Genomic DNA, 21509 nt, shown 5'->3' with positions numbered 1-21509 from the left:
TAGGCCCATGTCACCAAAGGTCTCGATTGTCGTCACGGACCGCCACCGTGACCTGGGCCCGAGAGCCGGCGCCGACGTGACCTTTCTGCCGCTCGCCGAGGACGACGGCGTCCCGGTCTACCCCGAGTCGACCCCGGCGCTGATGGAGGAGCTGGTAGCCGCGGGTCTGGTCGTCGACACCTGGCATCCCGCCGCGGAATGCGATTTCGTCTCGTCGCGTGGCCTGGTGACCGAGACTCTGCTCCAGATCGGCGTCGGGATCGGCTCCTCCGCCGGGTGGTACGCCCTGCAGTCGATGCTGCGCCGACGCACCGGTCAGGTCACTGTGCGCGCCGTCGTCGACGACGGCGTCCAGCGGCGGCGGGTGGAGGTGACCGGCGAGGCCGCTGACGTCGTCGAGACGCTGGAGACGCTCGACCCGTTCCGGTCGGAGCCCTCCTGATGGCGCTGGCCGCGGTGTCCCGCCGGGGCCCCGTCCGCGAGCGATGACATGAGGCCCGTTCGCGAGGCATCGCGGCGCTACTCGCCGGCTGTCGCTGAGGAACGCCGCCGGCTCGTCGGCCAGATCGCGACCGTCATGGAGGCGTCGCCGGTCATCCGCGACCCGAGCAGCCGCCAGTTACTGCTCCAGGAACTCAGCCACACATTGGCCGGCGCCCTGGGCTACCGGGAGCTGAGTGTGCTGCGGGCCCAGATCGTCGAGCTGGTGACGGTGTGCGTGGATCGCCCGGGCGGGCTGCGCTGCCTCGTCGAGTGCATGGAGCTGCTCGAACCCGGCAGCGACCATACCGTCGCGCTGCTGCGACTGGCCGACGAGTGGCACGCGATCGAGCTACTCACCGACTACGACGTTCCGTGGCTGCGGGGCCTGCTGTCCACGGTCGACGCGACCGGGGAGCTGCGGCGGTTCGTCGCCGAGACCCGCGCGGCACCGGCCCCACCCTGGTGCCGGACCGCCTGGGATCTCTTCACGCACCTCGCGTCGGCGAACTCGCACGGATCGGTGCCGCCGTGGCTTCCATTGCTGGAGAGACTGGTGACCGCCGTACCGGAGGCGTCCCTCGACCGGATGCGCGAATTCGTCGCGCGGCTGGCCCAGGACTGGGGGGTCACGGACCAGATCGACGCGCCCCAACCGGAGCCTCCGGCGCCCGTCGGCACGGCCTACCTGGTCATCCAGTTCGAGAAGTACGGCGGTGACGACGAGACCTACATCGTCTCGCACTGGTACCAGTGGGCGTCCCCGGTCTGGCAACCGATCCGCGGCGAGGACCGGCACGTCCCGTACGGCGAACTCGAGGCAGCCGTCGACCAGGTCATCAACGAGACCGAACGCCGTTGGGCGGATCAGGCCGGTGCGGTGACCATCGAGTTTGTCCTGCCCTGGCAGCTGATCAACGAACCGGTCGACACCTGGCGCAAGGAACTTCAATCGCTGCTGCCGAGTCCCCTCACCACGGAATACCCCCTGGTGATCAGGAGCCTGGAGCGCATCCGGGCCAGCCAGTGGCACCGGGTCTGGCGCAGCCGCTGGCAGGGCCTCGCCAGCACCGACGGCGGCCGGCAGCTGATCCACTGCGCGTCGCGGCACCAGGTCGATGTCCAACTCAAGGCAACCCTCAACCGCCAGAGCAGCGTCGCGGTCCTGGTGCTCAGCGAATCCCCGACCGCCGACAGCGACGGCGAACGCCAACTGCTCGTCGGGCTGCGGTCGGGAGTTCCGGCAATCGTCTGGCATCGCAACTCACCATCCACTGAGGACCTGTGCGAGACTGTCGCGTCGATGATCGGCGATCAGACGTCGGGCCGAGGGGTGGTCGAGCTTCCGCACCGTGCCGCGCGTCTCCGGCAGCTGGCGTGGAGTGAGGACCCCGAAGGGCTCGGCCAGCACATGGGACACGGCTTGGTGATTTTGTTCGACGACCCGGATCGGCAGCCAGGAGGAGCGGCCTCTGCCGACGGCGACAGGCGAAAGGTCTCGGCATGAGCGGCATCGACCACGGGACGTGGTTCGCCGCCGGCGGGGCCTGCCCTGGCCCGCGCTCACCGCGGCGCATCTCCACGTCGGCGGGTCCGAAATGAGCCGGCCGGCGCCGGCGGTCGCCACCCCTGGGAGCCGGCAGGCCGAGGGCCTCGGGGTCGAGCCGGCGCCCGACGGCCGGGAGCTCATCGTGGTCCTCGACCACGACCCGGTGCTGGACCTCTGGGCCGACGAGATCTCGACGTTCATCGCGGTGCTGCGGGCCCAACGCGCCTTCGCCTCGGTCGAGGTCAAGCGCCTGGCCGTGGCGGACGGCGCGGTGTGGGTGACCGACGAGCCCGACTCGGTGAACGCCCCGCCCGCGAGCCTGGTCGGTGCCGCCGGCCAGCGGGTCATCTTCCTGGTGACGCACGGCGGTTCCGACGCATGGCGGGCCGGGCTCGTCCACCCAGTGCTCGTCTCGTGGGCCGACAGCGCAACCGTTGCCGTGGTCAATCTGCTACCCCAGCAGCGCTGGCGCGAGCGGGCCATGGAGACGACCGAGGTGACGTGGCGCCTGGACGGCGCGGGATCGACCACCGCTCGGTCGTCGTGGCGGGTGAGCGGCCCGGACCTACGTCCCACCGACGGAGAGGACCACGCCCCGCTGACGGCGGTGCCGGTCATCGAACGTGGCATGGACTGGCTGCGGCGATGGAGCCGCCTGCTGGCCGAGCCGGCAACGGGCGAGCTGCGGATGCCTGCTCTGCTCCTGCCGCCCGACAGGCCGCCGAGCCGTCGTCCGGGCCGGTCGCTCACCGCTCACGACCTCGTCGCCCGGTTCCGGGCCACCATGTCGCCGACCGCGTTCGCGCTGGCGACCCGCCTGGCGGCCGCGCCACTCACCGTCCGCGTGGTTCGCGCCGTGGCGAGGGCCATGATCCGCTCGGGACCGGAACAGTTGACCGAGGTGCTGACGAGCGACCTGGTGCGGCCGGTTCCGCGGGCGGCGGCGAGCGGCGACACCAGCATCAGGTACGAATTCGTGCACGGCGTGCGCGAGCGGCTCCTTACGCTCGGGTACCGCGACCGCACCGTCGAGGTGCAGCACCTGGTGGAGTACGAACTCGCGCACGACGTGGAGGCGGTGCGCAACCTGACCCTGCGGGTCAAGGATCCGCGGAACGCGTCGTACGAACGGGTCACGCCGGCCGCCGAGCCGTACCTGCGGGTCGAACTGGCTGTCCACCTCTCACTGGGCGGGCCGAACCTCGTCGCAGCCGCGCGGCTGGGTCAGTCGCTCGGCTCGCCCATCCCACGGCAGGTACGTCGAGTACTGCAGCCACCTTCCGTAATCGCTCACAGGACCATGGAGTCCGGAATGTCTGACAGAGTGAACGCGCCGGACCCGGAGGGCTCGTTCGGCACCGCCGCCCAGATCACGCTGGACGCCGAGCGGGGCATCTTCCCGAGCAGGCGTCCGACCAACGACCTGCAGCCGGTACAACGGCTCGACGGGCAGTTACCGGCCATCGTCGGCAACCTGCCGCTGAGAAATACGAACTTCACCGGCCGGCGGGAACTGCTCGACTCCCTGCACCAGCGCCTCAGCGCCGGCACCACCGCCGTGCTGCCGGAGGCGCTGCACGGCGCCGGTGGGGTGGGCAAGTCCCAGCTCGCCATCGAGTACGTCTACCTCCATCAGCAGGACTTCGACCTCATCTGGTGGATCCCGGCCGAGCGACCGGCGCAGATCCAGTCCGCGCTGGTGGAGCTGGCGGCACGCCTGGAGCTGCCGGTCCCGTCCACCGCCAACACGGCGGTGCCGGCGGCCCTGGAGGCCCTGCGGATCGGCCGCCCGTACTCCAACTGGTTGCTCGTCTTCGACAATGCCGAGGACCCCGACAGCGTCGAGCAGTTCTTCCCCAAGGGCGGCCCGGGCAGCATCGTCGTCACCTCGCGTAACGGCGCGTGGCGGGAGGTCGCGAACAGTCTCCCGGTCGACGTGTTCGAACGGCAGGAGAGCATCGATCTGCTCCGCCGTCGCGGGCCGGACCTGGCCGTCGACGATGCCGACCGACTCGCCGCGGCTCTGGGCGACCTTCCCCTGGCCATCGAGCAGGCGGCGGCCTGGCGCGCGGAGACCCGCATGCCGGCCGACGAATACCTGGACCTCCTCGACGCGAGCCGGCCGGTCCTCGACGAGGAGAGCACCCAGCAGGACTACCCGGAGCTCGTCGCCGCGGCGTGGAACGTGTCGCTCAACTGGCTACGCGGCCAGGACCTGCCGGCACTCCGGCTGCTGCAGATGTGCTCGTTCTTCGCGCCCGAGCCGATCGGGAAGGTACTCCTGTCGAAGCCGCGCGCGCTTCGCATCCATCCCGATCTCGATCTCCTCGTCCGCAACCCGGTCCGCCTCAACCGGGCGATCCGCACGATCGGCCGCCTCTCGCTGGCGCGGATCGACCACCGGACGAACTCCTTCCAGATGCACCGCCTGGTTCAACGCGTACTGATCAACCAGATGGATCCGCAGGACCGGGACGCCCTGCGGCACGGCGCCCACATGCTGCTGGCCGGCAACGACCCCGACCAGCCCGACGACGCTGATCACTGGCCGCGGTACGCCCAGCTGTACCCGCACATCGTCGCCTCGGGAGCGGAGGGGTGCTCGAACGAACTCGTGCGGGACATGGTGCTGAACGAGGCGATGTATCTCTGGCGTTGGGGTGACCACCTCGCCGCCCGGGACCTGTCGCAGCGGGCGTGGACGGCCTGGAGAGCGGACGGCGACCAGGCCGACCCGGACAGCCTGCGCATGGCCAGCTGGCTCGGGTTCATGCATTTCGTCGTCGGTGACTACGCCGCCGCGGCGAGCCTGAACGCCGAGACGCTCGAGCTCTACCGGCAGACCCTCGGCGAGGACCAGGAAGAGACCTTGAACGCGCTGGGCGCGGTGGCCGCCGACCACCGGGTGGCCGGTGACTTCGCCGGTGCGCTGGACCGCTCCCTCGTCGTCTACGAACAGGCGAAGCAGATTTTCGGTGAGGAGGAGCCGTTCACGCTGCGCGCCGCGCACAATCTCGCGGTCAGCATGCGACTGTCCGGCCTGTTCGGTCGGGCGCTCCAGCTCGATGAGCAGTCCTACCAGCGCCGGGTGCAGATCTACGGCACCGACCACCTGGACAGTCTGAGTACCTTCGGCGGCATCAACCTCGATCGGCGGGAACTGGGCGACTACGTCGCGGCGCACGCGAACCAGGAGACCGTCGTCGCCACGGCCCGCCGGATGCTGAAGTACGACGACCACCCGGAAGTCCTGCGGCAGAGCCACATGCTGGCGAGTTTCCGGCGCAAGGCCGGTCACCACCACGACGCCCTCGACCTGTCCAGCGATGTGCTGCGCCGCTTCCGCACCCGTTACGGCGACGACCATCCGGACACGGTGCTCGCCACGCTGACGTTCGCCATCGACCAGCGGCTGACCGGCGACCTCCGCGCCGCCAGGGAAGCGGCGGAGGTGGCGGTGGAAGGGCTGCGCCGGCTGTACGGCGAGGACCATCCGCACACGGCGGGCGCGCAGGTCGACCTGGCGGTGACGCTCCGGCTGCTGGGCGAGTGCGAACAGGCCCGGGAGCTGGATCAGGCGGCTGTGCAGCGGCTGACCGGCCGGCTCGGCGATTCCCATGCCCTGGTGCTCGCCGCCCGGATCAATCTGGCGAGCGACCATTACGACCTCGGCGATGTCGCCGCGGCCCGCGCCCTCGACGCCGACAGCCTCGAACAGTGTCGTCGGGTGCTCGGTGACGCTCATCCCACCACGCTCGTGTGCGCGCTGAACCTCGCCATGGATCTCCGCGACCTCGGGCGCGACGTGGAGGCGAGCACGCTGTTCGACACGAGCCTCGAGCAACTCCGGCAGACCCTCGGTGCCCGGCACCCAGCGGTCGCGGCGGTCGGCGCCGGCGTACGGGCCAATTGCGACATCGACCCGCTCCCGCTGTAGCGGCAGGCGTTCGATCCGGCGGGTCAGACAGCCAGCCAACCCGCCGGATCGACGTTGTCGACCTGCCGATCCGGTAACCCCTCACCGACCCAGCTGGCCACCTCGAGCGGGTCGGGGGCAACCGTGGCGGATCCGCGCGACCGCAGTCCCTGGACCACGGCCAGGACGAGTTCCGGGCGGCCCAGCAGGGCCCGCGTCGCCGGATGGGCGGGCTGGTCGACCTGCGCGAGGCCGAGACCGACCCAGCCGTGCACGCTGAGTGGGTCCGGCGTCAGCTCGCCGAGATAGCCGGCGCGTGCCCGCTCGACATCACCGGCCACGAGGGCCAGGTCGGCCGCGGTTGCGCCGGCCACCCTCTCCCCCACCTCGTCGGGCGTGGCGCGCAGCCGGTTGAAGGCATCCGGGTCGAACAGCAGATATCGGCGCAGGACGGCCCGGGCGTCGAGCAGGCCCACCGGCGGTTCCGCCCGCACCTTCGCGGCGCCGACGGCGAGGAGTGCGCTCGCCAGCGGGTCACCCTGCTGCCAGGCGGCCGCGAGGGCCTCCTGGTCGGCGGGGTCCAGTTGGATGTTGTGACCCCGCCACATCGCGTGGTGGTCGAGCGCGGCGGCGTGCGCCGCGTCGCGCTCGGCGGCCGGCACGTCGTCTTCCCGGCACGCGTTCAGCTCCGCGTGCAGGGTGTCGACGAACCGCTGACCGTGCCCGGTCAGCCGGCCGGATGTGGCGAGCACCCGTAGGACGCCGAGGGCCTGCCGCCGCCACAGCGCGAACTCGAAGTCCGTCGCCGCCCGCTCGCCGGGCGGCGCCTGCTGGCGGTGGACCCGCCAGAACTGGGTGATGCCGGCGAACGCGTACGCACCCTGAAGAAGGCCGGGGAGCGGCCTGGGATCGTCCCGCCAGGGGGCGTAGTAGCGGAGGTGATCGTCTGCCTCGCAGAGGGTGAGCAGGTGGGACAGGGCACCAAGCTTCTGGTGCTGGGACTCGTGCACCAGGGTCACCGCCAGTTGCAGCGGGTCGTCCGGTTGGGAGAGCAGGATGCCGCCGAACGCCTCGGTGCCCGACGCCGACAGCGGTCGGAACCGCTCGCGGCGCGCCACCGGTGTCAGGGTCCGTACGATGCCGGCGATCGCCTGGGCGCGGCCGGGCTGCTCGCGCACCAGCAGTGCCCAGGCCCGCGCGAGATCCGCACGCCAGCTGGCGAGGTCGGACTCCGACAACGGTTGCGGCGGGGAAGGGCCCCGCAGATCGCGGTACAGGTCGCGATCGAGCAGCTCGACCTGGAGGCCGGCGCCGTCCGTACGGACCGCTATGACGATGGGTTCGTGCCAGTCCCGGTCCCCCGGTCGGCACCGCACGGTCCGGGCGCCGGTCTCCATCTCGACCTGTCCACCGGTAGCCCGGACCCGGACGACCTCGACCTCCGGCGGGACCGACGCGGCGCCCACGGTGGGCAGCACCGCGCTGCCGTGGCGCGCCGGGATGTCCAGCTCGAAGGAGAGGCCGGCCCGAACGGCGCCCGCCGCCGCGAGTGCGTGCAGGTAGCCGACGTCCAGCCACATCGGCACCGGGTCGGGGCGGTCGTTACGCAGCCGACGCAGGGTGTGCGCGGCCCAGCTGCCGACCTGCGGACGGGCCAGAATGTCCTCGGTGATCCCTGGTGCGGCACCGTATGCCCGGACCAGGAGTTCCCAGGCCTCGCTCGCGGGCACGAGCGGGCCGGAAGCGTCGGCTCGGGTGGCGCAGATGTCCAGCAGAGCACGCAGCACGATCAGCCGCCAGCTGCGCTCGGACCGCCAGAGTGCCGTGATGCTGTGTTCGTCTCCGGCCCCGGTGGCCAGGGCATGGAAGTGTGCGTGTTCGAGGTGGGTCGGACCTAACGGGAGGGAATCAGACGACATGCTCCTCCGAATCCGGTCCGGCGGACCGTATCCGGCTCGGGAAGGAGCCGCTGTAGCCGCTGATGCTGCCCCCCGAATCGGCGATTCTTTCCGATACTCGCGAGATCGCCGCAGTCATGCCGGTGAAGTCAACGGATCGCAGCGTCGCCACGGTCACCGCCGACAAGTCAAGCAACTCAGACTCGATACCGGCGAGGCGTTCCTCCATGTACGGCAACCCCCAAAATGATGACAGTCGATAACGCCATTATTACTTACCGGTGCAGGCGGCGAAAGCGCCGAGCGGCGGGCGCCACAGGCCGAATCCCGCTGCCGCCTTCCGATGTGGACGCTCGTGCAAACCACTGTCGTACGGTCAGGAATGCGGCACCAGCCGCGCCGCGGCGTCCTCGACCCGGGTCATCGCCGCGTCGTCGGTGGCGAAGAAGCGAACCGCCTCGACGAGCTCGGACAGGGCTCCCGGATACCGCAGACACGTTCGCACGACGCTGATGGCATCGGGCCGCGCCGCGCTGCTGCGCCGGATGGCCGCGTACACCGGGCCACGCAGCAGGGTCAGGATCTCTTCGCGCTCGTTCGGTCGCAGGAACTCCGGCACCTGGAGCAGCGCGTCCACCAGCGGGCCCAGCCTGGCCGGGGACGGTGCCGAGGGCGCCGGCGCCGCGGGCACCACGGTCCCGGTTTCGGAACGGTGCAGCAGCAGACCCTCGTCGCCGAGGGCGTTGCGGTGCCACAGGTAGGTCGGGGTCTGCGCGGTCAGACCACTCGCCCGCATATCGGCGAACCGTTCCCGCAGGGTGGACATGAGCCGCTCCGGTTGGGCGAGCCGACCGGCCTCGCCGTCGTCGAGCAGTCGCAGGACCTCCCGGCTGAACAGTCCGGTGCGCCGTACCCCCAGGTTGGCCGCGGCCTGGCCGAAGCCGGCGGCGAACAGGACGTCCTGACGCCGGCCGGCGACCGGCGTTCCGACGGGGAAGGTCTCGCTGCCGGGCATGGCCAGGCCCTGCGGTCGATCATGCAACTGGCACGCGTCGATGATCCACACCTGCTGATCGAATGTCGGCACGAGGTCCGACGCGAACGTGGCAAGCATCGAGTCGAGGTCGAGGGAAGCGGGGTCGGTGGCGCTGGCATCGGCGTAGTAGAGCCGCCGGCGACGGCCGGTGTCGACGTAGCCGTGACCGCCCCAGATCACGTAGAGGGTTGATGCCTGCCGCGCCGGCAGTTCCCGCACCAACACCTCACGGACGGTCGCCCGGTCGGCGGGGCGCAGGACAACTCCCGGCGGGACGGCGTCCGGGCCGGGACAGGGCGACGACAGCACGGTCACCTGCCCGGGCGGCACGTCCCGCGCCACGAACCAGCGGGCAAACCGGAGGGCGTCATCGGCCGGCCCGACCAGGCTCCACTCGCGGCCCGCCGCATACTGGTCGATGCCGACCGCGACCACGTGCACCTCGCGCGGATCGTGGTCGCGGCCCATCGTTCACTCCTCATCCACGTGCGCCCACCCGGGGCCCAATTCGCCGTTCGCAGGAGCGTGTCCGGGATCCCGCGCCGGCCGTGTTCTCGTCCCAGGGACTGGCGGTTTCGCCTGAGGCTCCCGCAACAGTAGTGAGCATCGGCCATGCCGGCCATCGGCATCGCGTGACCGGCGGCCGCGGTTCGCTCGGCGGCCGCATTGCCGGCTCATGCGAGGTCAGCCGCCGCCGGGAGGGCGGGAAACCGCCTTGCGCCGGCAGCGCGTCGCGGGCCATAGTCGCACCATGATCTCGTACCGGAAGGGCGGCGACGCCCTGGCGCGTTGAGCGCCCCCACGCGGCGCGACGACGCCGCGAATCCGCCACCGGCCGTTCGCAGCGGCAACCCGCTCGACCTGTGGCAGCAGGCCGTCCGGATCCGCCAGGAATGGCTCGACCACGCCCTGTCCACCCAGTCGGCTGACCCGCCGGCCGTCGAGCGCTGCCTGACCGCCATCTACGCCCGGGCAGCACGGCCGCGACCCCGGTTCGAATGGGTCGACTCGCCGGACCAGGCGCGTCCCCTGATCCGTGGTTGGCCCACCCTCGATCAGCTCGCCGAGCGCATCCGAAGCCCTCGGCCGCGCGGGACACCGCCGCTGGCGAGCGACATCGCCATGGTCGTCGCCCAGCTACGCGGCGCGCTGAGCGCGGGCGTCACGCACACCGATCCCGAGTTGTCGCCGGTACGCCGGGCGAAGACCACGCAACCCTGGCCCGAACTGGCGCCGGCGCAGGCGTTCGACCGTGGCGTGCCGCTCGCCGTGGTGCTGCACCAGGGGGTACGCACGGCCCTGCACCGGAGCCTCGCGCCCGGGTACTACCTGCCGGTGCGGGCGGCGCTGGCGGTCGACGGCCCGGTACCGGTCTGCTGGTACGGGCAGCAGGACGCGTCCTGGATCGCCTACTACGACGTGCTGCACCGGCTCGGCCTCGCCCGGTACGGCCCGGACGAGGCGGACCACCTCGACGCCTGGGCGGGCCTGGCCCGCTCCGGTGGTTGGTGGTGGCCCGGCGAGGACGTCTGCGTCGTGGTGAACCGCCCGCAGGAGATCCGCACCGAGCCGGTCCCCGGGGCGGTGCACGACCAGATCCGGCTGCAACCTCGCGGCGTGCGCTACCGCGACGGCTGGCAACCACGCACGACACCTTGACCTGACCTGAGCCGACGAGCCGGTCACGCGAACGCGACGGCCGGCTGACGGCACCGGACCGGCAGCGCGGTCGGCCCCGTACGGTGGTGCGGTGCCTGCCACCGCGAGAATGCCGATCACGGCCCGTACGGTGCGGCTGCTCATGCCGCTGGCCGCGCTGCTGGTCCTGGGCCTCGCGCTGCTGATCCGCGCTGTCGACGACGGGGCGCTGCGGCAGTACTCGGGCACCGCGCTGTACGCGTCGATGGTCTGGGCCGGGGTGCTGTTCCTGTGGCCGCGGTTGGCGCCGGTGCCGGCCGGGGCGGTCGCCACCGGCTTCTGCTGGCTGGTGGAGTGCGCGCAGCTGACCGGAGTGCCGGCCGAGTTGTCGGCCCGGAGCCTGGCGGCGAGGCTGGCGCTGGGGGTGCAGTTCGATCCGGTCGACCTGGCCTGGTACCCGGTCGGCGTGGTTCCCCTGGTGCTCCTGCACCACCTGGTATGCGCCCGAGCCCGCACCGAGCGGCGGCCGCCGCGCGACGTCCTGCCCGCGCCGGCCTCCGTCCCGTCTGACACCCGCCGGTAGCGGGGAGCGGGAGCAGGCTGGTCAGGCCCGGCCGGTGAGCCGGTTCACGGCCGGGCCTGGTCGGCGAAACCGGGGACGGCGCCCTCGGCCAGCTTGAGTCGGGTCCAGACGTTCATGTTGATGACGATCCCGATGATCTCGAGGATCTGGTCCGGCGGGAAGTGCTCGGCGAGCGCGGTGTGCCGGGCACCGACATCGTCGGCGGCGGTCGCATCCGCGACGCGGGTGATCGCCTCGGTGTAGGCGAGGGCGGCGCGGGCCGCGTCGTCGTGGAAGTCGGTCTCCCACCAGGCGGTCAGGGTATCGATCACCGGTCGGGGAATGCCGGCGTCCCGAGCCGCCTCGTAGTGGAGGTTGAGGCAGTAGGTGCAGTTGTTGATCTGCGACACGCGCAGCCGCAGGAGCTGGGCGAGCCGGCGGTCGACGCGCAGGTCGGCCTGGTAGCCGAAGGCGTCGGCGCCGTGCCGGGCGAGCCGGGTCAGGTCCTCGTTGGCGGAGCTGTCGGCCCGCCGGTTGGTGATGGTCACCTCGCTCACCTGGCTGCTCCTGTCGACGTCGGCGACCTCGCAGCCAACGTACCTGCCGCGAGGCGCGCCGGAGCGGGGGCGACCGAAAGTGGTGAGAGCCAGCGGTGGCTATCGCCGCATGGCGGGCCGCTTGCGGTGGGTCCACGCGCGCAACGCCCATTCGACCGGGCCGTACCGGAACCGCCGCATCCACCACCAGCTGGCCGCCACCTGCACCGCGAAGATCGTCAGCGCGATGAGCAGCGTCTGCGCCGGCGAGGTGCGGCCGGCCAGGCCCAGCCCGACGCCGGTGAAGACGAGCACGCAGATGAGCGACTGGCCCAGGTAGTTCGTCAGCGCCATGCGTCCCGCCGGCGCCAGCGCGTCCGCCACGCGCGTCCGCCGGCTGAACAAGCGCACCAGGGTCGCGGCGTAGGCCCCCGCGAGGAACGGCGCGGTGACGATGCTGACCATCAGTCCGGTCATGTTCGCGGTGCCGCCGCCGATCGCGAACAGGGCGGCGCCGGCCAGACCGACCGGATAGCCGATCCGCTCGCACCGGCGCAGCACGGTCTCGTGGCGGTGGACGGCGACGAGCATCCGGTGCTTGCCGGCGGCGAGACCGACGAGGAAGGCGGCGAAGGCCAACGGCCCTTGCACGGCAAGTGCGCCGAGCATTGCCGGCAACGAGCGCAGATGCTCCAGGACGACATCACCGATTCCGCCGTTCAGGGCCTCCGTCGAGCGCGCGCCGGCGGTGAGCGCGGCGGCCTCGTCCGGGACCACTGCGCCGCCGAGAACCGCGGCCACACCGACCACGAGCGCGATCACGCCCACGATGGTCGCCGCGGTGACCAGGGCGGTGCGCGCCTTGATCCGCCGGACGGCGAGCAGCACGAGGCCGAGCAGCGCGTACGTGGTGAGGATGTCGCCGTGGAACAGCAGCACCGCATGCAGCGCCCCGAGCGCGAACAAGCCGGACAGCCGGCGCAGGAACGGCCGACGGAAGTCCGCCCGACGCCGGGCCGCCGAGTCGAGTTGCAGGGTGAAGCTGTAGCCGAACAGGAAGGAGAAGAGCAGGTACGCCTTCATCGCGAACAGCAGTTCCAGCACGCCGGTGAGCAGCCGGTCGAGCGCGCCGTACGCCGGATCGTCGACCAGGTGGAACTCGTAGCCGGAGCTGAAGTACCACACGTTCACCAGCAGGATGAGCAGCAGCGCGCTCCCGCGCAACGCGTCCACGACGTTGATCCGGGCGTCCGCATCCCCGACCGCCGTCGCCGGGCCGGCGTAGCTGCTGCGAGGCGGGCCAACACGATTGAGATCAGTCATGTCGTACACCGTATTGGTGCACTAGTGGCGGTAGCAGTGGTGCTATCACCCGTATTCATCGTCGGGGTACCGTGACTGAACTAGTGCACAGGAGGTCGTTGTGGAGGAACCGCCGTACCGCCGGATCGCCGCCGATCTCGCGGACCGGATCGCGTCCGGCGAGTTCGCGCCCGGGGCGAGGATCCCGTCGACTCGGCAGCTCATGGCCGAGTACGGGGTCGCGATGGCGACCGCCACCAAGATCCTGGCGACCTTGCGCGAGCGGGGGGTCGTCGAGCCCGTACGCGGCGTCGGCACCGTGGTCGCCGCGGCGAGGGCGGGTAGCGCACCCAACCCCGACCGCGGGCAGGTGGTCGCCACCGCCGTCACCATCGCCGACGTCGAAGGGCTGCACGGCCTGTCCATGCGCCGGCTCGCCGGTCAGCTCGGCATTCCGACGATGGCCGTCTACCGGTACGTGGCCGACCGGGAAGAGCTGGTGCTGTACATGATCGACAAGGTCATGGCCGAGAACCCGCCGCCGGCGCTCACCCCGGCTCGCAACGGCTGGCGGGCCTGCCTCGAGGCCATCGCCCGGCTCCACTGGGCGATGTACCGTCGGCACACCTGGTTGGCCCAGGCGATCTCCTTCACCCGGCCCCTGCCGGCCCCGCACGCCATGGCCCACACCGAGTGGATGATGCGGGCGCTGGACGGGCGCGGGCTCGACCTGAACGCCCAGTTCACGGCGGCGGTGACGGTGGCCAACTACGTGCGCGGCACGGCGGTGAACCGGGCCGAGGAGGCGCAGGCCGAGCAGGACAGCGGTCTGACCGACACCCAGTGGTTGGCGGCCCAGGAGGAACGGATCGCCGCGGTCCTGGCCGACGGTCGACTCCCGTTGATGGCCCGCTTCGTCGCCGCCGACGACGGGGCCTGGAACCTGGACCTGCTCTTCGAGTTCGGCCTCCAGCGCCTCCTCGACGGCCTCGCCCCGCTCCTGCGGTGACGGGCCGCGAGCGGTCGCCACCGGTGGAGCGTCGAATCGTGCCCGGCGCCGGCGCGGCAGCCCGGGTCTCCCTGGGCTGCCGCACCGGTGGCTGCGGTCTACGGGCCGGCGATGACGACCGTGCCGGTGCCCGGGCGGTACATCAGCAGCCGGTCCGGGCGGCCCTCGTGGTCCAGGTCGTAGCTGATCACCTGGTCGGCGGTGCTGGTGAGGTCGAAACCGGCCACGCCCTGACGGGCCTTGAACGCGGCCCCGAAGGTGTCATCTGGTCTGTGCCGCACGACCCAGAGGATCCCGGTGCCGGGCCGGTAGAGGGCCAGGTGGTCCGGATTGCCGGTGTGCTGGTGGTCGAACGCGACGATCCGGTCCTGCGCCGAGGCGAGGTTGAACCCGCCGATGCCGCCGGTGCCGGTGCGGTGGACCGGCCACATGGTGCCGTCGGCCGCCCGGGTCACGATGAACACCGCACCCTGCCCCGGCCGGTACAGCACCAGCGTGTCCAACATGCCGGTGTGGTAGTAGTCGTACGCGATCACCTGGTCGTTCGCACCCGTCAGGTCGAACCCACCGATCCCGGTCGAGGAGCTGAACACCGTCGCGAAGCTGCCGTCCGGCTTGTGCTGCACGATCCGCACGACGCCGGTCCCCGGCCGGTAGATCAGCAGATGGTCCCGTTTCCCGGTGTGCAGGAAGTCGAACGCGACGATCCGGTCCTGCGGCATGGCCGGCTTGAAGCCGCCGATGCCGTTCGCCGAGGCGTACGCGGGCCGCCAGTCCGGGTAGGTCAACGTGTCGGAGACGGCGTCGTACAGTTCCTGGTTCTTCGGGACGTAGTTCTCGTCGACGACGCCGTACTCGCACGCCGGATCGTCGGGGCACCCCGACACGTCACTGAAGGTGAACAGGAACAGCGGCCCGGTGTACGGCAACGAGCGCCACAGCTTGATCCCGTTGACCATCCACTTCTGAAACAGTGCGGCGGGTTGGTTGAGGCTGCCCCGGGCCCCGATGTTGTAACCCCACTCGGTGGCCCAGATCTTCCGCGTGGTGTCCCCGTGACGCACCATCACGTCGTGCAGCCGGGCCAGCTCCCCGCAGAGCCGGCCCTGCGCGTCGGGGTACGGCGGGCCGAACGCGTTGAGCCACGGCTGGGTGCAGTTCGGCTCGTCGGGCGCGTGGAAGTCCGAGTACGGGTGGTGGGCCACCGCGTCGAACGAGTTGCCGAACCCGTTGGCGTACGCCCAGTCGAGCCAGGCCGACGAGGTCCGGTCCGGGTGGCCCGTCATCTCGTGGAGTCCCCCGGAGCCGCCGGCCAGGACCACGCAGGTCGCGCAGCGGGCGTGCACGGCCCGGTAGGCGACGTCGACCAGCTGCCAGTAGCGCAGCCGGGTGGCCGCGTAGTCGGCGCTGTCGAATGTGCCGTCGCCGTTGCCGTCCCACTTGCCGAAGGCGGTCAGGTTCGGCTCGTTCCACACCTCGACCGCGTCGATCAGCGACGACCCGTCCGGCGCCGTGAAGTGCGCCATCGTCCGGTCGACGATGCTCCGCCAGTCCTCGTCCCGCAGCGGGAACCACAGCTCGGGCTGCGGCTCGTCGTTGCGGTGGCCGTTGGCCCAGGGCGCGGAGAGGCCGAACATCAGCAGCACCCGCATCCCGCGGGCCCGCGCCAGGGTCACCTGCCGCTCCACCCGGTCCCACCGGGGTGGGCTACCCGGGATCCCCTCGACGTACCACCAGTCGAACCAGACCCGCACGATCGGTGATCGCCCGGGCACGAACTCCGCCACCCTGTCGAGGTGCCGGGCGACCTCCTGGTCGCTGTCCGCCTGCGGCATCAGGCTGGACTCGGCGAACCCGACGTCCTGGTTGGTGAAGGCCACGGGCGTACCCGCCGCGGTGGCGGAGGTGGACGTCGCCTGCGGCGCGACCACGGGGCCGCTGGCGATCAGGAACGCGATCAGTGTCGCGGTCAGCCGTGCAGAAAGCCTTGCCATTAGTGAGTAGCTCCCCCGCTCCCAACAATGTGGATCACAGGGTAGGCGGACGCGGACCGGAAATGTGTCCCCGAGCCGGTCGCGAGCAGCTCGATCGATTGAGCGTGTTATCGATAACATGCTATCTTTTGCCGCGCGGGCGAAGGGCACGCTCGCGTTCACCGATCCAACCGGCAAGGCGCGCCGAGGGTCAGGCCACCCACGCCGCCTCGCCGGTGGGGTGACCAGTCCGGGCGTTCCGCGGGGCCAGGCGACCACACGTGGTCGCCGGTCGACGCCGGTCCGGTCGCCTGCCCTTCCTCCAGGCCGTCGCGGACGATCCCGGCGCCGACGGACGGCCGCACGCGCGCGGGTGTGCCGGGCCTGGGACACGAGCATGCCGATCGGAGCGGAACGGGCGTCGCCATGCCCATCCGGCGTCGCCGGAGAAGAGCCTTCAGCACCTCGCTGACCCGTCGGTCGCGGAGCGCGCCCAGAGTCACCGGACCCGGCCCTGCACGACACCACCGGTACACGACGACCAATGGCAAGGAGCCAAGCAGACATGAAACGGAGACAACTTCTCTCATCCATCTCGGCCGCGGTGGTTCTCCTCGCCGCGACCGCCGGTGGCGTGTGGAGCGCGGGCTTCGGCAACGCGGCGGAGGCCGCGACGAACGGCACCCTCGCCGCGACCGCGGGCTGCGGCAAGGCGCCGACGCTCACCAACGGCACGCGCACGATCCAGAGCGGCGGGCAGAACCGGAGCTACATCCTGCGGATCCCGGACGGGTACGACCGGAACAACCCCTACCGGCTGGTGGTTGGCTTCCACTGGCTGAACGGCTCGGCGAGCAACGTCGCCTCGGCCGGCTACTACGGGCTCGCGCCGCTGGCGAACAACAGCACGATCTTCGTCGCGCCGCAGGGCATCGACGCCGGCTGGGCCAACACCAACGGTCGGGACCTGACCCTCTTCGACGACATCCTCCGGCAGGTCGAGGGTGACCTCTGCGTCGACACGACCCAGCGCTTCGTGCTCGGTTGGAGCTACGGCGGGGCGATGAGCTACGCCGTGGCCTGTGCCCGGCCCACCGTGGTCCGGGCGGTCGCCGTCCTGTCCGGCGCCAACCTGAGTGGATGCAACGGTGGCACCTCGCCGGTGCCGTACTTCGGCATCCACGGCACCCACGACAGCGTGCTGAACATCTCCATGGGTCGGTCGCTGCGCGACACGTTCGTGCGGAACAACGGCTGCACCGCGCAGAACCCGCCCGAGCCGGGCCAGAACACCCTGCGCCACATCACCACCGTCTACTCGGGCTGCCGGGCCGGTTACCCGGTGCAGTGGGCCGCCTTCGACGGGGACCACACCCCCAGCCCGGTCGACGGGTCGTCCAGCCCGAACGACTCCAGGACCTGGACCTCGGGGGAGATCTGGCGATTCTTCACCCAGTTCACCTCCACCACGCCGCCCACCACCGCTCCCCCGACCACCGCACCGCCGACCACCGCTCCCCCGACCACCGCTCCCCCGACCACCGCACCGCCGACCACCGCTCCGCCGACGACCGCACCGCCGGGCACCTGCGCCGCCACCTACCGCACGATCAACACCTGGCCCGGCGGCTTCCAGGCCGAGGTCACCGTGGCCAACAACACCGCCACCACGATCAACGGCTGGACCGTACGCCTGACCCTGGCCAGCGGCCAGGCCATCAGCAGCCTCTGGAGCGGCATCAACACGGGCACCACCGGCAACGTCACCGTGCGAAATGCCGACTACAACGGCACGCTGGCCGCCAACACCTCGACCACCTTCGGGTTCACCGCGACCGGGAATGGCGCCACGCCGGCCAGCAACATCACCTGCACCAGCCCCTGACCGGGGCACTACCCGGGGCCCGGTGCCGGCTGGCACCGGGCCCGCGGGGCAGGTGGGCCGGGATGGCCGCGGGACACCGCGCACCGCGCCGACGCCACGCGGGGTCGCGGCTGCTGGTCAACCGCCGCGACCGTCCAGGTGGTACCGCCCGGGTGGCCTGCGTGCGGCTCCGCACCCGCCCGACACCGTGGCGGATCAGGCGCCGCGCTCCGCCGGACCCCGGGAAGACCTACGTGACGCGGTAGGCGGTGTAGCGCACCCGGTCGGCCTCGCGGATCGCGGAGGCCACGAAGATGCACTGCTCCAGGACGGCCAGCGCGGGCACCGAGGTCTCCAGTCGTACGCCCAGCCGGAAGTAGTACTCGGCGGGGTCGACCGGGTCGCCCCGGAGCAGCGCCTCGAGGACCTCCGGCCGGCCGCTGCGGACCCCGAAGGTACGGATGTAGACGTGGCCGCCGTCGGCGGTGCGCGCCGAGTAGCGCGTGTCGATCTCGATCCCGCCGTCGGGTCGGACCAGCTGCCAGTCGGCGCCGCCGGGGAGGATGTCCGCCGTGAAGAGGCCGGTGACCTGTCCGCCGACGATCGGCACGACGCGGCGGTGACCGGCCCGGGTCACCCCGTGGTCCTCCAGCGCGCCGAGCCGGGCCTCCACCTCGAACGCGGCCTCCAGACCGGGAACCGCCGGCGCCCTCACGGGGTGCCGACCGGGAGGTCGACACGGCGGGGGCGGGAATGGGGGTGGCGGCCGTCCCGGTCGGCGCGGTGCGCCGGCCGCCGTGGCGGCGTGCTCATGAAGCCTCCTTGACCTGCGTGAGGGCGTCGCGCAGGCGTTCCAACGCGGGCACCGCGGCGGCGAGGGCCGCCCGGTCCGCCGCGGGCAGGGTCGCCGCGGCGCGGGCGACCAGATCTCCGCTCGCCAGGTCGAAGCGGTCGAACAGGTCGAGGGCCTTCTCGGTGGCGAGGACGTCGACGTGCCGGTGGTTGCCGGGACGGGGGCGGCGCTGCACGAGGCCGTTGCCCTCCATGGCGGTGAGCAGGTTGCTGACCGTCGAGCGGCTCAGCCGGAGTCGTTCGGCGAGTTCGCCGGGACCGGCCACCGTGCCCCGGGGCAGCGCCCGCACGATCTCGATCTGCGCGTCCGGGATTTCCGGCAGGTGCTCGGCGGCCCGGGCGGCGGCCAGCAGCGTACGGCGCAGCGGCGAGATCACCGAGGCCAGTCGCGCGGCGTCCAGCTCGGTCGGGTCCGGCCGCGTCACGGCAGGATGCCCGAGAAGACCGTCGGCGTCAGGGAGGCCCGTTCGTTGAGGGCGGCGGGCAGGAAGCCGGCCGCCTTCTTGTAGCCGGTGGCGATCTCGGTGAGTTCGTCCGGCGGGATGACGTCGTGGATGTGCGCGAACCCGTCGGGGGCGCGCTCGTGGGCGAGCACCATCACCTGCTCCGGACCCTGCCGCCGGTTGCTCAGCACGAGCGCGGTGGTCGCCGGTCGCCGGTCCGCCTCGTAGGCGTCGAGCGCCGCCCGGACCGTCGGCGCGGTGGCCAGGTGGAGGGCGAGGGTGCGCGCGTCCAGGATCGCCTGCGACGCTCCGTTGGATCCGTTCGGATACATCGGGTGTGCGGCGTCGCCGAGCAGCGTCGTGTTCCCGTGGGTCCAGGTGTCGAGCGGGTCCCGGTCCACCATGGGGTATTCGAGGATCTCGTCGGCGGCGGCCAGCAGCTCCGGCACGTCGAGCCACGGGAACCGCCAGCCGGCGAAGAGCGAGACGACCGGCGCCGGGTCGACCGCCCGGTTCCAGTCCGCGTTCGGCCCGGCGAAACCGGGACCGCGCCGCTCGGCGACCACATTGATCAGGTCGGGACCGATCGGGTACGCGACGAACTTCTGCTCCGCGTCGCCTGCCATGATCATGGTGCGTCCGTCCAGGAATCCGGGTGCCCGCGCCGTCCCCCGCCACAGCGTCAGCCCGTTCCAGAGCGGCGCGCCCTCGCCGGGCTGGTACTGCCGGCGCAGCGCGGAATGGATGCCGTCCGCGCCGACGATCAGGTCGGCCGCGACGCGGACCTCCCCGGCCGCCGTCTCGAAGCGGGCGACGCCGTCCTCGACGCCGACGAGCCGGTGCCCGGTGCGCACCGCGTCGGCGCCCAGCCGTTCCCGCACCACGCTGAGGAGTTCCAGCTGGAACCGGCCGCGGTGCACGGAGAGCTGCGGCCAGCGATATCCGGCGTCGAGCCCGCGCGGCTCGCTCCAGATCAGCTGCCCGTGCCGGTTGTAGTAGGCCAGCGTGCCGGGTGCGGCGCCCAGGCCTGCCACGCGTTCGCCGAGGCCCAGTTCGGTCAGTTCCCGGACGGCGTGCGGAAGCAGGTTGATCCCGACGCCGAGCGGCCGCAGTGTCGCGGCGCGCTCGTAGACGGCGATCTCGCGGAACCCGGCCCGGTGCAGGCTGAGCGCGGTGGTGAGGCCACCGATACCGGCACCCACGATCACGATCGCCACGCCGCCGCTCCCCTTCCCGCCGCACAACCAACCGCACAGTTTGGTCACAAAATCGTCGCACGTCAAGACGTTTCTCAATGGAAAGTACGACGGGCCGGCACCCCGCTAATCGCAATGCCACCGGTGATATCTGCATTCTTGACAACCAATCTGTTCTGCCTGACGCTGATCGACGCGGCCGGATGGTCCACGTCACCTCGCCGGCCCCCAACTCGTCGGGGCGCACCAGCGCTGCGCACGGAAGGGCTCGTCCATGAAGAAGGTCACCGCCCTCGCTGTTCTCGCCGGCATCACGATCGCCCTGACGGGTTGTACGGATTCCGATGCCACCTCCCCGTCCCCCGAGGCGAGCGGCGACCTGCGGAAGGTCCGGGTGGCGGCGCTGCCCATCAGCGAGACCGCGGCGCTGTGGGGCGGCATCAAGGCCGGCATCTTCCGGGAGCAGGGACTCGACGTGGAGGTGCTGCCCGCACAGGGTGGCGCGCAGGCCATCCCGGCCCTGATCAACGGCGACATCGACTTCGCCATCGGTCAGCCGTTCGGCCCGTTCCGCGCCGATCTGCAGAACCTCGGCGTGGTGATCGTCGGAAACTACGCGTCGTCCTACGCCGACGGTGACGACATCAACGCCGTGGTGGCCTCGGCGAAGTCCGGCATCACCCGGCCGGCCCAGCTCGCCGGCCGCAAGGTGTCGGTCAACAGCCTGGGCGCCGCCGGCGATGTCACCATCATGGCCGCGGTGGAGAAGGACGGCGGCGACCCCACCAAGGTCAAGTTCGTCGAGGTCGCCTTCCCGGACGCCCCGGCCCAGCTCGCGGCCGGCAACATCGACGCCGCCTGGGTGACCGAGCCGTTCATCACCCAACTGCGCAAACGCGGCGACGTGCTGGTGGTCGCGCCGTATCAGGCCACGGTCCCGGGGCTCGCCACCCTCACCACGATCACGTCGGCCAAGCTGACGAAGTCGGACGCCGCCCTGGTCGCGGACTTCTCGGCGGCGATGAAGAAGACCCTGGCCTGGGCCAAGGATCCGGCCAACGAGGCGAGCCTCCGGCAGGCCATCAAGGACAACCTTGAGCTACCGGATGCGGTCGCGGACTCCGTGCGGCTCCCGGCGTTCGGGTGGGAACTCGACCGGGCGAGCCTGCAGCAACTGGCGGCGCTCGCCCAGAAGTACCACGTGCTCGACCGGCAGCCCGACCTCGACCGCCTCATCCAGCAGCAGTAGCCGGCC

The 21509-nt window shown here is 71.5% G+C and carries 17 protein-coding genes; 8 read left to right on the top strand and 9 right to left on the bottom strand.

What is annotated here, in order from left to right:
- Positions 1–7 precede the first annotated feature (7 nt).
- The 3 genes from LQ51_RS25805 to fxsT all read left to right on the top strand — a co-directional run bounded on the left by LQ51_RS25805 (position 8) and on the right by fxsT (position 5966).
- On the top strand, positions 8–442 hold the full coding sequence (locus LQ51_RS25805; protein ID WP_156313227.1) for a hypothetical protein: 435 nt from the start codon (positions 8–10) through the stop codon (positions 440–442).
- Positions 443–577: 135 nt separating this feature from the next.
- Complete coding sequence (locus LQ51_RS25800; protein WP_046570048.1) at positions 578–1987, top strand: VMAP-C domain-containing protein; 1410 nt, start codon at positions 578–580, stop codon at positions 1985–1987.
- Between the two features lie 91 nt (positions 1988–2078).
- Positions 2079–5966, top strand: a complete 3888-nt coding sequence (gene fxsT, locus LQ51_RS25795; RefSeq protein WP_052745063.1) for an FxSxx-COOH system tetratricopeptide repeat protein — start codon at positions 2079–2081, stop codon at positions 5964–5966.
- A 23-nt stretch (positions 5967–5989) separates the two neighbouring features.
- Here fxsT and LQ51_RS25790 read toward each other — a convergent pair whose 3' ends face one another.
- From LQ51_RS25790 to LQ51_RS25780, 3 genes are all read right to left on the bottom strand, one after another.
- The gene (locus LQ51_RS25790; protein WP_046570047.1) at positions 5990–7864 is read right to left on the bottom strand and encodes an HEXXH motif domain-containing protein; all 1875 of its coding nucleotides are present in this window, start codon (positions 7862–7864) and stop codon (positions 5990–5992) included.
- Positions 7854–8072 (bottom strand): hypothetical protein, encoded by a 219-nt coding sequence (locus LQ51_RS25785; protein WP_046570045.1) that lies wholly within the window; start codon positions 8070–8072, stop codon positions 7854–7856. Before LQ51_RS25785 ends, LQ51_RS25790 begins: the two co-directional genes overlap by 11 nt.
- Before the next feature lie 147 nt (positions 8073–8219).
- Positions 8220–9347, bottom strand: a complete 1128-nt coding sequence (locus LQ51_RS25780) for an effector-associated domain 2-containing protein (RefSeq protein WP_052745061.1) — start codon at positions 9345–9347, stop codon at positions 8220–8222.
- Between the two features lie 321 nt (positions 9348–9668).
- Between LQ51_RS25780 and LQ51_RS25775 the strand changes: the two genes are divergently transcribed.
- Positions 9669–10538 carry a DUF6745 domain-containing protein gene (locus tag LQ51_RS25775; protein ID WP_046570043.1) on the top strand — a complete coding sequence of 290 codons (870 nt, stop codon included), beginning with the start codon at positions 9669–9671 and terminating at the stop codon, positions 10536–10538.
- 91 nt (positions 10539–10629) lie between these two features.
- Positions 10630–11100, top strand: coding sequence for a ribosomal maturation YjgA family protein (locus tag LQ51_RS25770; RefSeq protein WP_197087917.1), 471 nt, complete (start codon positions 10630–10632; stop codon positions 11098–11100).
- A gap of 44 nt (positions 11101–11144) precedes the next feature.
- Here the strand turns inward: LQ51_RS25770 and LQ51_RS25765 are convergent, their stop codons facing one another.
- Both LQ51_RS25765 and LQ51_RS25760 read right to left on the bottom strand, forming a co-directional pair.
- The gene (locus LQ51_RS25765; protein WP_197087916.1) at positions 11145–11636 is read right to left on the bottom strand and encodes a carboxymuconolactone decarboxylase family protein; all 492 of its coding nucleotides are present in this window, start codon (positions 11634–11636) and stop codon (positions 11145–11147) included.
- Positions 11637–11735: 99 nt separating this feature from the next.
- A complete protein-coding gene (locus LQ51_RS25760; protein ID WP_046570039.1) occupies positions 11736–12938 on the bottom strand; it encodes a DUF418 domain-containing protein in 1203 nt (400 codons plus the stop codon).
- A 100-nt stretch (positions 12939–13038) separates the two neighbouring features.
- Between LQ51_RS25760 and LQ51_RS25755 the strand changes: the two genes are divergently transcribed.
- Positions 13039–13926, top strand: coding sequence for a TetR/AcrR family transcriptional regulator C-terminal domain-containing protein (locus LQ51_RS25755; RefSeq protein ID WP_046570037.1), 888 nt, complete (start codon positions 13039–13041; stop codon positions 13924–13926).
- A gap of 98 nt (positions 13927–14024) precedes the next feature.
- Here LQ51_RS25755 and LQ51_RS25750 read toward each other — a convergent pair whose 3' ends face one another.
- Positions 14025–15920 (bottom strand): hypothetical protein, encoded by a 1896-nt coding sequence (locus LQ51_RS25750; protein WP_156313226.1) that lies wholly within the window; start codon positions 15918–15920, stop codon positions 14025–14027.
- Positions 15921–16464: 544 nt separating this feature from the next.
- Between LQ51_RS25750 and LQ51_RS25745 the strand changes: the two genes are divergently transcribed.
- Entirely contained in the window at positions 16465–17784 is a 1320-nt protein-coding gene (locus tag LQ51_RS25745; protein WP_046570035.1) for a CE1 family esterase, read from the top strand.
- A gap of 229 nt (positions 17785–18013) precedes the next feature.
- Here LQ51_RS25745 and LQ51_RS25740 read toward each other — a convergent pair whose 3' ends face one another.
- The 3 genes from LQ51_RS25740 to LQ51_RS25730 all read right to left on the bottom strand — a co-directional run bounded on the left by LQ51_RS25740 (position 18014) and on the right by LQ51_RS25730 (position 20275).
- A complete protein-coding gene (locus LQ51_RS25740; RefSeq protein ID WP_046570031.1) occupies positions 18014–18478 on the bottom strand; it encodes a DUF3237 family protein in 465 nt (154 codons plus the stop codon).
- Positions 18479–18572: 94 nt separating this feature from the next.
- A complete protein-coding gene (locus LQ51_RS25735; RefSeq protein ID WP_197087915.1) occupies positions 18573–19040 on the bottom strand; it encodes a MarR family transcriptional regulator in 468 nt (155 codons plus the stop codon).
- Positions 19037–20275, bottom strand: a complete 1239-nt coding sequence (locus LQ51_RS25730; protein WP_046570029.1) for a flavin-dependent oxidoreductase — start codon at positions 20273–20275, stop codon at positions 19037–19039. Before LQ51_RS25730 ends, LQ51_RS25735 begins: the two co-directional genes overlap by 4 nt.
- Before the next feature lie 253 nt (positions 20276–20528).
- Here LQ51_RS25730 and LQ51_RS32990 point away from each other — a divergent pair, with 253 nt between their 5' ends.
- Positions 20529–21503 (top strand): ABC transporter substrate-binding protein, encoded by a 975-nt coding sequence (locus LQ51_RS32990; RefSeq protein ID WP_046570027.1) that lies wholly within the window; start codon positions 20529–20531, stop codon positions 21501–21503.
- Positions 21504–21509: the final 6 nt, after the last annotated feature.

Origin of the sequence: Micromonospora sp. HK10 (assembly GCF_000982955.1) — a bacterium.
Taxonomy (GTDB): domain Bacteria; phylum Actinomycetota; class Actinomycetes; order Mycobacteriales; family Micromonosporaceae; genus Micromonospora.
Note: the sequence above shows the minus strand (reverse complement) of the source record. Positions and strands in the feature narration are given on the sequence as shown.

Excerpts from the sequence above, each read along its gene's own strand:
- LQ51_RS25805 (WP_156313227.1), top strand. The coding sequence starts at position 8 with ATGTCACCAAAGGTCTCGATTGTCGTCACGGACCGCCACCGTGACCTG.
- LQ51_RS25800 (WP_046570048.1), top strand. The coding sequence starts at position 578 with ATGGAGGCGTCGCCGGTCATCCGCGACCCGAGCAGCCGCCAGTTACTG.
- fxsT (WP_052745063.1), top strand. The coding sequence starts at position 2,079 with ATGAGCCGGCCGGCGCCGGCGGTCGCCACCCCTGGGAGCCGGCAGGCC.
- LQ51_RS25790 (WP_046570047.1), bottom strand. The coding sequence starts at position 7,864 with ATGTCGTCTGATTCCCTCCCGTTAGGTCCGACCCACCTCGAACACGCA.
- LQ51_RS25785 (WP_046570045.1), bottom strand. The coding sequence starts at position 8,072 with ATGGAGGAACGCCTCGCCGGTATCGAGTCTGAGTTGCTTGACTTGTCG.
- LQ51_RS25780 (WP_052745061.1), bottom strand. The coding sequence starts at position 9,347 with ATGGGCCGCGACCACGATCCGCGCGAGGTGCACGTGGTCGCGGTCGGC.
- LQ51_RS25760 (WP_046570039.1), bottom strand. The coding sequence starts at position 12,938 with ATGACTGATCTCAATCGTGTTGGCCCGCCTCGCAGCAGCTACGCCGGC.
- LQ51_RS25750 (WP_156313226.1), bottom strand. The coding sequence starts at position 15,920 with ATGGCAAGGCTTTCTGCACGGCTGACCGCGACACTGATCGCGTTCCTG.
- LQ51_RS25745 (WP_046570035.1), top strand. The coding sequence starts at position 16,465 with ATGAAACGGAGACAACTTCTCTCATCCATCTCGGCCGCGGTGGTTCTC.
- LQ51_RS32990 (WP_046570027.1), top strand. The coding sequence starts at position 20,529 with ATGAAGAAGGTCACCGCCCTCGCTGTTCTCGCCGGCATCACGATCGCC.